Here is a 12,702-nt window from a genome sequence, read left to right as displayed (position 1 = left end):
GGTGTCAGCTCCCCGACTATCCTCGCGCGGTGGCTGCTACACCGACCCGGTACCGGTCCGCCGACGAGGACAGCGCCCGCTGGCAGGGCTTTCCCTTCCGTCCCGGGGACATCGTGATCAGCACCCGCTCCAAGAGCGGGACGACCTGGATGCAGATGATCTGCGCCCTGCTGGTGTTGCGTACGCCGGAACTGCCGGCGCCGCTGACCGAGCTGTCGCCCTGGCTCGACTGGTTGGTCGAGCCGCAGGAGCGGGTGTACGCGCGGCTGGCCGCCCAGCGGCACCGTCGCTTCATCAAGACCCACACCCCGCTGGACGGGGTGCCGAACGATCCCCGGGTGCACTACGTGGTGGTGGCCCGCCATCCCCTCGACGCGGCCGTCTCGCTGCACCACCAGGGTGCCAACCTGGATCGCGCCCGACTCGCCGAGTTGACCGGTCAGCCGACCACACCCGGGCCGGACAGCCCTCGTCCGCCGGTCGAGCAGGCGCTCGTACGCTGGATCGACGCGGATCCGGATCCGCGCGCCGAACTGGACTCGCTGCCGGGTGTCATGCGGCACCTGCGCGACGCCTGGGCCCGCCGGCACCAGCCGAACGTGCACCTCGTCCACTACGACGACCTCCGGGTCGACCTGGCCGGGCAGATGCGGCGCCTGGCCGAGCGCCTGGACCTCGAACCTCCCGGACCTGATCTGGTGGAGGCGGCAACCTTCGACCGGATGCGGGCCCGCGCCGACCGGCTCGCGCCCGACCCCGCCGGAGTCCTGAAGGACCGCAACGCCTTCTTCCGCAGCGGCCGGTCCGGTCAGGGCAACGCGCTGCTCGCCGCGGAGGCACGGGCCCGCTACCGGTCCCGGGTCGCCGCGCTGGCGCCGCCGGACCTGCTGGCCTGGCTGCACCGGGCCGAGGCGTGAACGTCGGCGCCCCAGGCGGCGGATGCCGTTCCGGGGCGCCGGTGAGCCGAATCGGGCTCGGTGATGGCCAGGTCAGTCGTCGTTCCGGTCGTCGTCGTCCCGGTCGTCGTCATCGTCATCGTCGTCGTCCACCGGCTCCTGCTCGGCCTTGACGACCTCACCGGACTGCCGGTCGACGTCGATCTCGTGTTCGGTGCCGCCGTTGACGATCTCGACCTCCCAGACGGCCCGGCCGTTCTCCTCATCCCGGTCGGTCTCGGTGATCCGCCCACCACCGGCCTGCGCCAGCGCGATCTCACCGGCTCGCTCCCGACTCACCGCGTCGCCCTCCGTGGCCTGCTGGTTCTGCCCGGGAGTACTCGGTGCAGCACCGGTCGGCTCGGCCGTGGTGGTGGCGCTCGGGCCGGTCGTGGTGGTGTCCGTCGGGTCGATCGTGGTGGTGCTGGCCGGGGCGCCGGTCGCGGCGGTCAGGGTCGTCTGCCGTGCCCGACTGTCGTCCGCCGCCGCGACGCCGAGGAACACCCCGGCCACCGCGAGCACCGCCGCCGCGCCGCCGACCGACGCCAGAATCAGGGGGTTGCGCTTCATCGTCTGCACCTCTCCTCGGTTGTTGCATCGAGGATCGGCCGCGCCGCGATAGCAGCGCGCTGTCCGAACCCTAAGCCCTGGTTAAGACCGGCCTGCTCACGGAAAGCGACCGTGCTGGGAGCACAAGGAACCTCGCCCGGTGGCCGTCTCCGGCCGAGCCGGAGTGCCTCGCCGGGCGAAGCGGAACGCCAGCCGGGCCGGGACGGGGACGGAGGGTTACGCCCGGCCGAGCCAGAGCGTCACCTCGGCACCGCCGCCGGGCCGCTCGCCGAGTGACAGCCGGCCGCCGCTGGCCTGGGCCGCCCGGCGGGCGATGTCCAGCCCGAGTCCGGTCGAGCCGGCCTGGCTCGCTCCCCGACGTACCGAGGCGGCGGTGATGCCGGGGCCCTCGTCGGCAACCGTCAGGATCACCTGGTCGCCGACGGCACGGAGCCGGACGGCGAAGGCAGTGCCGTCCGGGGTGTGCGCGAAGACGTTGCCGAGCAGGGCGTCCAGCGCGGCAGCCAACTCGTCGGCCGCGACGGCGACCGGAACCGGGCCGGGCGCCAGGTCGAGGTCTACCGCGCGGCCGGTCTCCTCCGCCAGCACCGACCAGAAGGCGACCCGGTCCGCCACGGTGGTCGCGGCGTCGGCGACCACCGCACCATCGGAGGGGGCGCGCCAGCGGGCCTGCCGGATCAGGCCGGTGACGGCCCGCTCAAGTCCGTCCACCGCGCCGATCACCCGGGCGGCGTCCTGCGGGTCGCGCAGTGACTCGGCCTCCAGACGCAGGGCGGTCAGCGGCGTACGTAGCCGGTGCGACAGGTCGGCCACCTGTTCCCGCTCCTGCACCAGCAACTCCTGGATCCGGCCGGCGAGGTGGTTGAGGGCGCCACCGACCTCGCGCAACTCGACCGGCCCCGCCGGGCTCACCCGCGCGCCCAGTTCGGCGTTGGCCAGCCGGTGCGAGACCTCCGACAACTCGCTGATCGGGCGGACCAGCGTGCGGGCCAGCCGGTCGGCGACGGCCAGGGCGATCAGCACCAGCAACGCTCCGAGCAGGGCCAGCACCAGCCAGGCACGTCCCACCCCGGCGGTCATCTCCGCCCGCGGCACCACGGTGCGGATCACGGTGGTGCCGTCCGCGCGGCCCTGCACCGCGATGACCACCTCCCGGCCGTCGGTCGTCTCGGCGGTGAGGCTCTGCCCGCGCCCGGCCAACTCCACCGCCGGGGTACGCGCGGCGTCCGAGCCGAGCACCGTGCCGTCCGGCAGGAACACGCTGACCGGCCGGGCCGATTCGGCGGCGAGCTGTTCGACGGTCAGCCGTACGGTCTCCGCGTCGGCGGTGCCGACCACCGGAGCGAGGCTCTGCGCGTCGGCGGTGGCCCGCACCGTCGCCCGGTCCTCCGCGGCGGTGCGCAGCAGCAACGCCAGCGGCACCAGGAAAGCGATCACGATGAGGACGCTGACCGCGGCCACCAGCAGCGCCAGGCGCGCCCTCACCCGCCGACCTCCGGCGTGACCAGCCGCACCCCGACTCCGCGTACCGTGTGCAGGTAGCGCGGATGCTGGGCGCTCTCGCCGAGCTTGCGGCGCAACCAGGACAGGTGCACGTCGACGGTCTTGTCCGCCCCGCCGTACGGGATCTGCCACACCTCGGTCAGCAACTCCCGCTTGGTCACCACCTCACCGACCCGGGTGGCCAGATGCCGCAACAGGTCGAACTCGCGCGGGGTCAGCTCGACCGGCTCGCCGTCGAGGCTGACCTGTCGGGAGCGGGGGTCGATGCGCAGCCCACCGACCACCACCGTCGGATCCTCCGTCGGTCCGCCGGGTCCGCGGCGGAGCACCGCGCGGACCCGCGCGTCGAGCTGGGCGGCGGTGAACGGTTTGACCACGTAGTCGTCGGCCCCCGCGTCGAGTACCCGGACGATCTCCCGCTCGTCGTCGCGGGCGGTGGCCACGATGACCGGGACGGCGCTGACGGCCCGCAGCATCCGCAGCAGCTCGCGGCCGTCCAGGTCGGGCAGCCCGAGGTCGAGTACGACCAGATCGGGGCGGTCGTCGAGGGCGTCGCGCAGCCCGGTCATCGCGGTGGAGGCGGCGGCCACGGCGTGCCCCCGCTCGCGTAGCGCCCGCACCAGCGGGGCACGGATGGTCAGGTCGTCCTCGATCAGCAGCAGGCGGGCCACAGCAGGCAGGGTATCCCCGGCGATCGGTGCCGGCCGGTTTCGTTAACCGTCCCTTAGCGTTGCCCGAAGGTCGCCCCAACCGGTGATCGGGGATAGTCGGGTGATGGGCCGTCGAACCTTCCTCGCCGTGGCCGGATGGCTGGCCACTGCGGTCGTCGCCACCCTGATCGGGCTCGCCGCGATCCGGTTGGTGGGTGAGAGTCTCACCGGGACGCCCGGTGGGGTCCGCAGCCAGGAGGAGATCGCCCGCGCGCTCGCCGAGCCGGCACCGGTCGGTACCGGGTCGCCCGGCAGCGCGTCAACTGACACCCCGGCGCCCGGCAGCGGGCCGAGCGGTGCCGGCCCGAGCGGGTCACCGTCGAGCCCGGTGTCGCCGGCCGGTCCGAGCGCGGAGCCGGGCAACCGGCGCGGCTTCTCCACGGCGGGCGGCAGCGCGGTGGCCGAGTGCGTGCCGGGCGGGGTCTACCTGGTTTCCTGGAGCGCGCGACCGGGTTACCGGGTGGATGACGTCGATCGTGGCCCGGACGACGATGCGGATGTGACGTTCGTCGGCCCGAGCGGCGAGTACGAGCTGTCGGTGCGGTGTGTGGGCGGGGTGCCCACCGTCGACCTCGACGACGACTGAGCCGCACACCTTCCAGACGCCACCGCAGGTCAATGGCGTGATCAACTAAGCAAATGTCCTTTATCGGACAGCCATTCGCCTGGCTGCCGACAGGGAACGCAACATACGTTCGAGGCACAAAGGGGGCCGATCGGCGCTGATCCACCTTTGGTCGCCGCAACAACTCAAGACGCCAGGGCCGCTCGGCCGGGTCGGGGAAGGAGTCCGATGTCCAGCGCGAGAGCCAGGAGCAGAGGGGCACCGCAGCCGGTGCCGGGCGACGAGGCCACGGCGCACGCCGAGGCCGAACACACCACCTGCGCCGGCGCCGGCATGCCACTGACCGCGAGAGTTCTGTTCGCGGTGGTCAGCGCGGACGGCCTCCTGGTCCGAGGACTGGGCGCGGCGGCGGCCAACCGGTTACAGACCGGGATGTACCAGGTGGTCTTCGACCAGGACGTGACCGGTGCCGGCCTGGTCGGCACCGTCGGCCTCACGGGTAGCTCCGGACTGGCACCCGCCGGTCAGCTCACGGTGGCCGGTCGTACCGGCATTCCGAACGCCGTCTTCGTGACCACCTTCGACGGCGCCGGGTCGGCCGCCGACCGTCCCTTCCACCTGGCCGTGCTCTCCTGAGCACCCTGTCGCACGCGAGCGCGCGGCGCCGTTGACCCGAGAGTCGAAACCGCGCCGCGCTCGGCCGTCTCCCACCGCCGCAGCCGTACGGCGGTACGTCAGCGGGGACCTGGCATGACCGGTCGTACCGGTCGCTGGTGTCGATCCCCGATCGGCGTCGGTCCAAACCCCGGGCGGTGGCCGATTTCCACCATGTGCGAAGCGCGGCGTGGACCGGCCCGCGACGGGGTATGTGTCGGGGCATGGAGCACTTCACTATTGCGACTGTCGCCGAGAAGAGCCCGGACTTCCGGCGGGTGCTGTGGACCGGGGAGCACACCCAGTTGGTGATCATGACGATCCCGCCGGGCGGCGAGATCGGTGAGGAGGTCCATGAGGACATCGACCAGATCCTGACCTTCGTCAGTGGCACCGGTGAGGCACGGGTGGCCGGGGAGAAGCGCGAGGTGGTGCAGGGCGACCTGGTGGTCGTACCGGCCGGCACCCGGCACAACTTCGTCAACACCGGGCCGAACCCACTGGTGCTCTACACCGTCTACGGGCCGCCGGAGCACGCCGACCAGGCCGTCCACCGCACCAAGGAGGAGGCCGACGCCGCCGAGGCCGCCGGCGAGGACGAACCACCCACCTCCTGAGACCTCCGCCCTGGCCGGTGTCCGCCCAGACCGGCGGAGACCGGCGGGGCGGCGTGATGAGGCCCGAAATCCTGGGTACGCCGACCGCATGGAGCAGCCGGCGATCTCCGACTACGGGTACCTCTCCGACTGCCGTTCGGGCGCGTTGGTCAGCCGGGCCGGCTCGATCGACTGGTGGTGCCCGCACCGGTTCGACTCGCCCGCCGTCTTCGGTCGGCTGCTCGACCCGAACGGCGGTCACTGGCAACTGGCACCGGTGGCCGTGGGACAGCCCGGGCACCGGGTGCAGCGCTCGTACCAGCCGGACACCCTGGTGCTGCGTACCGTGCACCACACCGCGGAGGGCAGCGTCGCCGTCACCGACGCCCTCGCCGCCGAGGTGGGCGCCCGCGCCCACGAGTTCGGCATGCGCTCCCCGGCCGTGCTGCTACGCGTCGTCGAGGGACTGTCCGGCCGGGTGCCGATGGCCCTGGACTACCGTCCGCGACCCGAGTACGGCCTGCTCACTCCGTACCTGCGGGAGCTCCCCGACGGTGCGGTGGCGGCCATGGCCGGCCCGGTGGCGTTGGTGCTGCGCTGCGCCGGACTGCCCCTGCGCGCCGAACAGGACCGGGTGCGGCAGACCTTCACCGTGGACGCGGGCCAGGTGCTCGGCTTCGACCTGGCCTACGCGCCGGCGTACCGCGAACCACCGGCCCGGCTGGACCCGGTCCGCACGTTGGCGGACACGGTGCTGGCCTGGGAGGCGTTCCGTGAGAGCCACCGGTACGAGGGGCGTTATCCCGAGGTGGTGCGGCACAGCGCCACGGTCCTCACCGGCCTCACCTACGCCCGCAGCGGCGCGGTCGCCGCCGCGCCGACCACCTCGTTGCCGGAACTGATCGGCGGCGACCGCAACTACGACTACCGCTTCTGCTGGCTGCGGGACTTCGCCATGACCATGCGGGCGCTGTGGGTGGCGGCCTGCCCGACCGAGGCGTCCCGCCTGTTCGAATGGGCGGCCCGCTCGATCGGCCGGGTCGGCCCCGATCCGGTGCCCGTGCTGTTCGGGCTGGAAGGGGAACGGGACGTTTCCGAGCACGTCTGTCCCCACCTCATCGGGTACGCCGGAACCGGACCGGTACGCGCCGGCAACGACGCCTGGCGGCAGCGGCAACTCGACGTGCCGGGCGAGGTCATCTCGGCGGTGTGGCGGTTGCACGACTACCTCGGCGACCCGCTCCCCGCCGAGCTGCGCGACATGGTGCTCGGCCTCACCGAGCAGGTGGCGACCACCTGGCGACTGCCCGACCGGGGGATCTGGGAACCGCGCGACCGTGAGCGGCACTACCTGTCGTCCAAGGTGCTCTGCTGGGTGGCGATGGACCGGGCGGTGCGGCTGGCCCCGCAGTTGGGAGAGCAGGCGGACGTGCGGCGCTGGGCCGCCATCCGGGACGAGATCCGGGCCACCGTCCTCCGGGACGGTTTCGACGAGCGCCGGGGCGTCTTCACCGGCGCTTTCGGGGCGCCGGAACTGGACGCGGCGGCCCTGTACCTGCCGGTGGTGGGTTTCCTGCCGGCCACCGATCCACGGATGCGAGCGACGATCGAGGCGGTCGAGCGGGAACTCGGCAGCGACGACGGACTGATCCACCGCTGGGACGACGACGCGGCGGGCTTCGTGCTCTGCTCGTTCTGGCTGGTGGAGTGTTTGGTGCTGGCCGGTGAACGGGAGCGGGCCGCCCGGCTGTTCGAGCGGGTCACCGGGCACGCCAACGACGTCGGGTTGTTCAGCGAACAGATCGACCCGGTCACCGGGGCACACCTGGGCAACATGCCGCAGGCGCTGTCCCACATCGGCCAGGTCAACGCCGCCTGGCGGCTGACCGACCCCACCGGCGAGTGATGCCTGCGCCGCATCGACGGCGGGTGCACCACTCGTCAGCGTGGTAGCACCGGTACGCCGGAGACGTCGATCGTCTCCGGATACTTCACCCCGGCACCGGTGTTGAGCACGACGACCCGTTCGCCCGCCCGGATCCACCCACCGGCCCGCAGCCGGCGCGCGGCCGTCAGGCAGGCGGCCCCCTCGGGGCAGAGCAGCAGGCCCTCCCGGGCGGCGAAGTCCCGCAGGTCGGCCAGGATCTCGGCGTCGTCCACCGCGATCGCGGTGCCGGCGGTGGCCCGCAGCGCGGCGAGGATCAACTCGTCGCCCAGCGGTGCCGGAACGGTGATGCCGAACGCCACCGTGTGCGCGTCCTCCCACGGTCGTGCCCGGTCGTCCCCGGCGGCGAACGCCCGCACGATCGGCGCGCAGCCGGTGGCCTGCACCGCCACCAGTCGGGGCAGCTTGTCCTCGACCCAGCCCAGCTCCCGCAGCTCGCCGAGAGCCTTGTGGATGCCGATCAGCCCCACTCCACCGCCGGTCGGGTAGATGATGACGTCGGGCACCTGCCAGCCCAACTGCTCGACGATCTCGTACCCCATCGTCTTCTTGCCCTCGAGGCGGTACGGCTCGCGCAGCGTACCGGCGTCGAAGACGGTGCCCTCGGAGGCCGCGACGAGCGCGGCCACCTGTCGCCCGGCGTCGCCGATCAGCCCGTCGATCAGGCGCAGGTCGGCACCGGCGGCCACGCATTCCCGACGGCAGATGGTCGGTGCGGACAGCGGCATCACGATGGTGGCGCCCAGCCCGGCCCGGGTCGCGTAGGTGGCCCACGCCGCACCCGCGTTGCCGTTGGTGGGCATGGCGATCCGTCGTACGCCCAGTTCCCGGGCGCGGCTCACGCCCACGGCCGCCCCACGCGCCTTGAACGAGCCGGTCGGGGTCAGTCCCTCGTCCTTGACCAGCAACTCGTCGATGCCGATGTCCGCACCGTACGCCGGTGCGCGCAGCATCGGCGTCCATCCCTCGCCGAGCGTGGTGACATTCCTCCGGTCGGCCACCGGGAGCAGCTCCCGGTACCGCCACAGATCGGCCGGGCGCAACCCGAACCGCTCCGGCTCGATCACCCGCCCCGCCGCCGCGAGGTCGTAGCGCGCCAGCAGCGGTGAGCCACATTCGCAGAGATTCTGCGGTACACCAGCGTCGTGTTCCCGGCCGCAGCGCGGGCACTCGAGGTGGGTCAGATACACGCCACTCCTCGCCGTCTCAGCTCGCGTTCACGCTGCGCCACGCGCGGCTGCGGCGACCCGGCTCGTAGCCGGAGTCCAGCCGCTTCGCCACCACCCCGGGCAGGCCCTGTTCGCGCGCCGCACGCATGGTTTCGGCACCGGCGCCGGGAAACCACGGCGGAGTCTGCCAGTGCGGCCCGGCCAACGCCAGCGCGTCGAGCAACTCGCGGCGCTGCGGGTACGGCAACTCCAGGCTGCTCACCCCCTCCAACCAGAGCAGGTCGACCAGCAGGTACTGGGCATCGACGGTGCTGCGCCCACCCCGCGCCGGCCGGACCTGCCCGGCGCGGTCGATGCGGACCAGGACGCCGTCCAGCACGACCTCCGTCGGCGCCAGGGCCTCGGCCATCGGCCGCAGCCACGGGTACTCGCCGGTGATCTCCGCACCGGCGTCGGAGAGCAGCCGCAGCCGCCCGCCCGAGACGTACGCCACCGCGCGTGTCCCGTCCCAGCGCAGCTCGTACCCCCAGGCGGCCTGATCGGTGGGAAGCCGGCCGGCCGGCGTGGGACGCATCGGCGCGACCAGGTCGGGCATAGCGGTCCAGCCCGGCGGTGGCGGGTCGGTGCGACGCACCATCCAGTCCCGGCCGTCGCGCCCGCCGGTGGCGAAGAGCACGTACCGTCCGGTGGTCCGCTTCCCCCGCAGCTCGACCACCACCTCGCGGTCCTGCCATTTCTCGCAGCGGTAGGTGCCCTGGTCGTGGAGGAGCATCTGGCCGCCGCCGTACTCGCCGGCCGGGATGTCGCCGGAGAAGTCGAGATACTCCATGGGGTGGTCCTCGGTGTGCACGGCGAGGTGGTTGCGCCCCTGATCACGGGGCAGCCCGCGCGGCACCGCCCAGGAGACGAGCACTCCGTCGCGCTCCAGCCGCAGATCCCAGTGCAGGCTGCGGGCGTGGTGCTGTTGGATGACGAACCGGGCGCGGTCGCCGGCCCGGGACCGCCGGGGACGCTCGGCCGGCACCGGTTCGGGGGTACGCGCGGCGTCCCGCTTGCGCCGGTACTCCTCAAGCCGGTCAGCCACGTCCCGCATTCTCCGGCAAATCGCGCCGACGCGCCCGGCGGCGGGATCCGACGCGCCCGATCTCGGGCATGCCGAGGGTCATCGGGGGTAGAACGGTCGACATGAACCACAGTGACCACCCCACCGCAGTTCTCCCCGGTGACGTCCGGATCCCGTTGCTCGGCTTCGGCACCTGGCAGGCGACCGGCGAGGAGGGCTACAAGGCCGTGCTCGCCGCGCTCGACGCCGGCTACCGGCACATCGACACCGCCACCATGTACGGCAACGAGGAGGAGGTCGGCCGGGCGATCCGGGAGAGCGGGCTGCGCCGGGAGGACGTCTTCATCACCACCAAGCTCCCGCCCGAGCGGGTCGGCCGGGAACGGGAGACGATCGAGGAGAGCCTGCGCGCCCTCGGCGTCGAGTACGTCGACCTGTGGCTGGTGCACTGGCCACCGAACGACCCCGGTGACCTGATCCCGGTCTGGCGGGAGATGCTCGCCGCCCGCGACGCGAACCTGGCCCGGGCGGTCGGGGTCAGCAACTTCAGCACCGCCCAGATCGACGAGCTGATCCAGGCGACAGAGGAGAACCCGGCGGTCAACCAGATCAAGTGGGGACCTCGGCTCTACGACCGGCAGCGGCACGCCGAGCACCGGGACCGTGGGGTGGTGCTGGAGGGCTACAGCCCGTTCAAGACCACCGACCTGTCCGACCCGGTGCTGACCCGGATCGCCGGCGCGCACAACGTCTCGCCCGCCCAGGTGGTGCTGCGTTGGCACCTCGACCACGAGATCGTGGCGATCCCCAAGTCGGTGACGCCGGAGCGGATCCGCGCCAACGCGGACGTCTTCGGCTTCTCGCTGACCGCCGAGGAGATGCGCGACATCGACGCCCTCGGCTCCTGACCCGGGGCCGGGCGACGCCCGCCGCGCCGCCGCCGCGAGGCGGAGCCGTCGCGACATGCGGCAACTCGGGCTCTCCCGGAGCGCTGAGAGCCCGAGTTGCCGCAATCCGCCTACGGTCGCCGGCCGCCGTCGTCGCCGGCCGCCGTCGTCAGGTGACGGCCGGCGGTGCCGGTTCGGTGTGCGACCAGCGATGCAATGCGTAGCGGCGGCCCTTGTCCTCGACGAAAACCGGTTCGTCGCCGGTCGGCCGGTAACCGCCGGACCGGGCCACGGCCATGCTGCCGGCGTTGTCCGGCTCGATCTCCAGGTAAACAGTCGGCAGGCCGATCACCCGGTGGGCGTACTCGGTCATCAGCCGAAGGGCGCGGCTGGCCAGGCGTTGACCGCGGTAGGCCGGGCCGATCGCGTAGCCGATGGTGCCGGTGGCCAGGTTGAGCATCACCTCGCCACGGGCCAGGTCGTCGCCGCTGGTGACGGCGAAGTAGACCCGGGCGTCGGCCCGTTGGGCACGCCGGGCGGAGTTCAGGTACGCCTCGGCGGCGGCCAGGTCGAACGGGGCCGCCACCGGCAGGCGGTACGCCATCTCGGCATCGTCGAAGAGGGTGACCAGTTGGTCGAGATCCTGCTCGGACCACTGGCGCAGGACCACCCCGTCACCTTCCAGGCGTACGTCCACGTCAGCTCGGCCCCCCGTCGTAGTGGCTGCCAAGTCTGCGATCTCCCGACACCACTGGGCAACCCCCGGGTGAGGCCACCGGTCGGTGGACGTCAGTCGGCCTGATCGGTGCCGGGGCGCGGCGGACACCGCACCCCGGCACCCGCTCGTCAGGAGCGCGAACAGGCGGTGCCGTTGAGGGTGAAGCTGGACGGGTTGGAGTAGGACCCGTTGAGCGTGCCCTGGTAGCCGAAGCTGGCCGTGCCGCCGGGCGAGATGGTGCCGTTGTGGCCGACGTTGCGGGCGGTCACCGACGAGCCGCTCTGGCTCACCGTGGCGTTCCACGAGTTGGTCACCTGCTGCCCGGACGGCAGCGAGTAGGCAAGCGTCCAGCCGTTGATCGTGCTGGAACCGGTGTTGGTGATCTGCACGTCGGCGGTGAAGCCGTTGTTCCACGAGTTGGCCGTGTACTTCACCGCACACGAGCCGCTCCCCGAGGGCGGGGGCGTGGTGGGCGGCGGGTTGCTCGGCGGCGGGTTGTTGCCGCCACCGTTGACCGCGGCCGAGAAGTTCGTCACGGCCAGCCCGACGCCGCCCTGCCAGGGCTCGAAACCGGCCTGGATGCTGGTCAGGTACCAGGAGTTGGTGATCGCGCCCCGGTTACGGGTGTCGTTGATGAACGCCAACAGGTTCAGGTTCGCGCTGCTGATGGCAGACGGGGCGAGGTACGAGATGACGTTGTTGGAGCCGTTGCTGCCCCGCCAGACCTCCCAGTTGCGTCCGTCGATGTTGGCGTTGCCGACCGGGGAACCGATGGGCTGGATCGAGCCCTGCCGGTTGAACCAGATCATGATCTCCATCTGGTTCACGCCGTCGCGCTTGGGAGACGGGTCGAGCCAGATGTCGTACGAGGCGTTGTAGATGCCGTTGCTCACGTACCGGTAGTTGATGCTGCTTGTCGCACTGCTGATCTGACTGACCTGGATGGGCAGGTTGGTGCCGGGGGAGCAGTTGGTGTAGTGGCAGCCGAGGAAGACCGACGGGTACGCGGTCGGCGCGCCGTTGGTGGGGCTGCTGCCGTTCTGGGTGGTGATCTCGAAGCCGTTGTTGGTGACGTTGATGCACTGCTGGGCGGTGGTGCCCCAGCGGTTGTTCTGCACCACGTACCGGTTCTGAATGACGGTCGAGCCGTACTGCTCACAGATCTGGGTGTCGGCGGAGGCGGTGCCGCCGAGGGCCACGGCGACGATCGAGCCGGCGGCAACCAGCCCGACGGCCATGATGGCTCGCAAGGTACGTCTCATGATGCTCCTAGCGCTGCGGCGTCGCTTGGACGCCGGGACGGATGCTGACGGAGCGGTCGGAACGCGCCGTCGATAGTTTCGGGAGCGCTCCCATGCTCATCGTCACATTTACATCCTTGAAACAA

Annotated in this window: 13 protein-coding genes; 6 read left to right on the top strand and 7 right to left on the bottom strand. The window is 72.0% G+C overall.

The window, feature by feature from the left end:
- The first annotated feature begins 29 nt into the window (after window positions 1-29).
- Complete coding sequence (locus tag ACFY2A_RS27890; protein ID WP_387175934.1) at window positions 30-917, top strand: sulfotransferase domain-containing protein; 888 nt, start codon at window positions 30-32, stop codon at window positions 915-917.
- Window positions 918-989: 72 nt separating this feature from the next.
- Here ACFY2A_RS27890 and ACFY2A_RS27885 read toward each other — a convergent pair whose 3' ends face one another.
- The 3 genes from ACFY2A_RS27885 to ACFY2A_RS27875 all read right to left on the bottom strand — a co-directional run bounded on the left by ACFY2A_RS27885 (window position 990) and on the right by ACFY2A_RS27875 (window position 3,679).
- On the bottom strand, window positions 990-1,505 hold the full coding sequence (locus ACFY2A_RS27885) for a PepSY domain-containing protein (RefSeq protein ID WP_387175932.1): 516 nt from the start codon (window positions 1,503-1,505) through the stop codon (window positions 990-992).
- Window positions 1,506-1,721: 216 nt separating this feature from the next.
- Window positions 1,722-2,990, bottom strand: a complete 1,269-nt coding sequence (locus tag ACFY2A_RS27880) for an ATP-binding protein (RefSeq protein WP_387175930.1) — start codon at window positions 2,988-2,990, stop codon at window positions 1,722-1,724.
- Entirely contained in the window at window positions 2,987-3,679 is a 693-nt protein-coding gene (locus tag ACFY2A_RS27875; protein ID WP_363916573.1) for a response regulator transcription factor, read from the bottom strand. The genes ACFY2A_RS27880 and ACFY2A_RS27875 overlap by 4 nt, the downstream gene beginning before the upstream one ends.
- Window positions 3,680-3,782: 103 nt before the next feature.
- Between ACFY2A_RS27875 and ACFY2A_RS27870 the strand changes: the two genes are divergently transcribed.
- From ACFY2A_RS27870 to ACFY2A_RS27855, 4 genes are all read left to right on the top strand, one after another.
- On the top strand, window positions 3,783-4,304 hold the full coding sequence (locus tag ACFY2A_RS27870; RefSeq protein WP_387175928.1) for a septum formation initiator: 522 nt from the start codon (window positions 3,783-3,785) through the stop codon (window positions 4,302-4,304).
- Window positions 4,305-4,511: 207 nt separating this feature from the next.
- Window positions 4,512-4,919, top strand: a complete 408-nt coding sequence (locus tag ACFY2A_RS27865) for a hypothetical protein (protein ID WP_387175926.1) — start codon at window positions 4,512-4,514, stop codon at window positions 4,917-4,919.
- Window positions 4,920-5,149: 230 nt separating this feature from the next.
- Entirely contained in the window at window positions 5,150-5,554 is a 405-nt protein-coding gene (locus ACFY2A_RS27860; RefSeq protein ID WP_363916579.1) for a cupin domain-containing protein, read from the top strand.
- A gap of 88 nt (window positions 5,555-5,642) precedes the next feature.
- Window positions 5,643-7,439 carry a glycoside hydrolase family 15 protein gene (locus ACFY2A_RS27855; protein WP_387175924.1) on the top strand — a complete coding sequence of 599 codons (1,797 nt, stop codon included), beginning with the start codon at window positions 5,643-5,645 and terminating at the stop codon, window positions 7,437-7,439.
- Window positions 7,440-7,474: 35 nt separating this feature from the next.
- On the opposite strand, the gene ACFY2A_RS27850 is transcribed toward ACFY2A_RS27855, so the two are convergent.
- On the bottom strand, window positions 7,475-8,668 hold the full coding sequence (locus tag ACFY2A_RS27850; RefSeq protein WP_387175922.1) for a threonine synthase: 1,194 nt from the start codon (window positions 8,666-8,668) through the stop codon (window positions 7,475-7,477).
- Window positions 8,669-8,684: 16 nt separating this feature from the next.
- Entirely contained in the window at window positions 8,685-9,731 is a 1,047-nt protein-coding gene (locus ACFY2A_RS27845; protein ID WP_387175920.1) for a DNA polymerase ligase N-terminal domain-containing protein, read from the bottom strand.
- A 101-nt stretch (window positions 9,732-9,832) separates the two neighbouring features.
- Here ACFY2A_RS27845 and ACFY2A_RS27840 point away from each other — a divergent pair, with 101 nt between their 5' ends.
- Window positions 9,833-10,618, top strand: a complete 786-nt coding sequence (locus ACFY2A_RS27840) for an aldo/keto reductase (RefSeq protein WP_387175918.1) — start codon at window positions 9,833-9,835, stop codon at window positions 10,616-10,618.
- Window positions 10,619-10,766: 148 nt separating this feature from the next.
- Here ACFY2A_RS27840 and ACFY2A_RS27835 read toward each other — a convergent pair whose 3' ends face one another.
- Complete coding sequence (locus ACFY2A_RS27835; RefSeq protein ID WP_387175916.1) at window positions 10,767-11,294, bottom strand: GNAT family N-acetyltransferase; 528 nt, start codon at window positions 11,292-11,294, stop codon at window positions 10,767-10,769.
- A 149-nt stretch (window positions 11,295-11,443) separates the two neighbouring features.
- Window positions 11,444-12,577: a cellulose binding domain-containing protein gene (locus ACFY2A_RS27830; protein WP_363916591.1), complete on the bottom strand. Its 1,134-nt coding sequence runs from the start codon at window positions 12,575-12,577 to the stop codon at window positions 11,444-11,446.
- Window positions 12,578-12,702: the final 125 nt, after the last annotated feature.

The sequence above is a fragment of the Micromonospora sp. NPDC000442 genome, assembly GCF_042898635.1.
In the GTDB taxonomy this organism is placed as follows: Bacteria; Actinomycetota; Actinomycetes; order Mycobacteriales; family Micromonosporaceae; genus Micromonospora.
Note: the sequence above shows the minus strand (reverse complement) of the source record. Positions and strands in the feature narration are given on the sequence as shown.

Excerpts from the sequence above, each read along its gene's own strand:
- ACFY2A_RS27885 (WP_387175932.1), bottom strand. The coding sequence starts at position 1,505 with ATGAAGCGCAACCCCCTGATTCTGGCGTCGGTCGGCGGCGCGGCGGCG.
- ACFY2A_RS27870 (WP_387175928.1), top strand. The coding sequence starts at position 3,783 with ATGGGCCGTCGAACCTTCCTCGCCGTGGCCGGATGGCTGGCCACTGCG.
- ACFY2A_RS27865 (WP_387175926.1), top strand. The coding sequence starts at position 4,512 with ATGTCCAGCGCGAGAGCCAGGAGCAGAGGGGCACCGCAGCCGGTGCCG.
- ACFY2A_RS27860 (WP_363916579.1), top strand. The coding sequence starts at position 5,150 with ATGTGTCGGGGCATGGAGCACTTCACTATTGCGACTGTCGCCGAGAAG.
- ACFY2A_RS27855 (WP_387175924.1), top strand. The coding sequence starts at position 5,643 with ATGGAGCAGCCGGCGATCTCCGACTACGGGTACCTCTCCGACTGCCGT.
- ACFY2A_RS27840 (WP_387175918.1), top strand. The coding sequence starts at position 9,833 with ATGAACCACAGTGACCACCCCACCGCAGTTCTCCCCGGTGACGTCCGG.
- ACFY2A_RS27830 (WP_363916591.1), bottom strand. The coding sequence starts at position 12,577 with ATGAGACGTACCTTGCGAGCCATCATGGCCGTCGGGCTGGTTGCCGCC.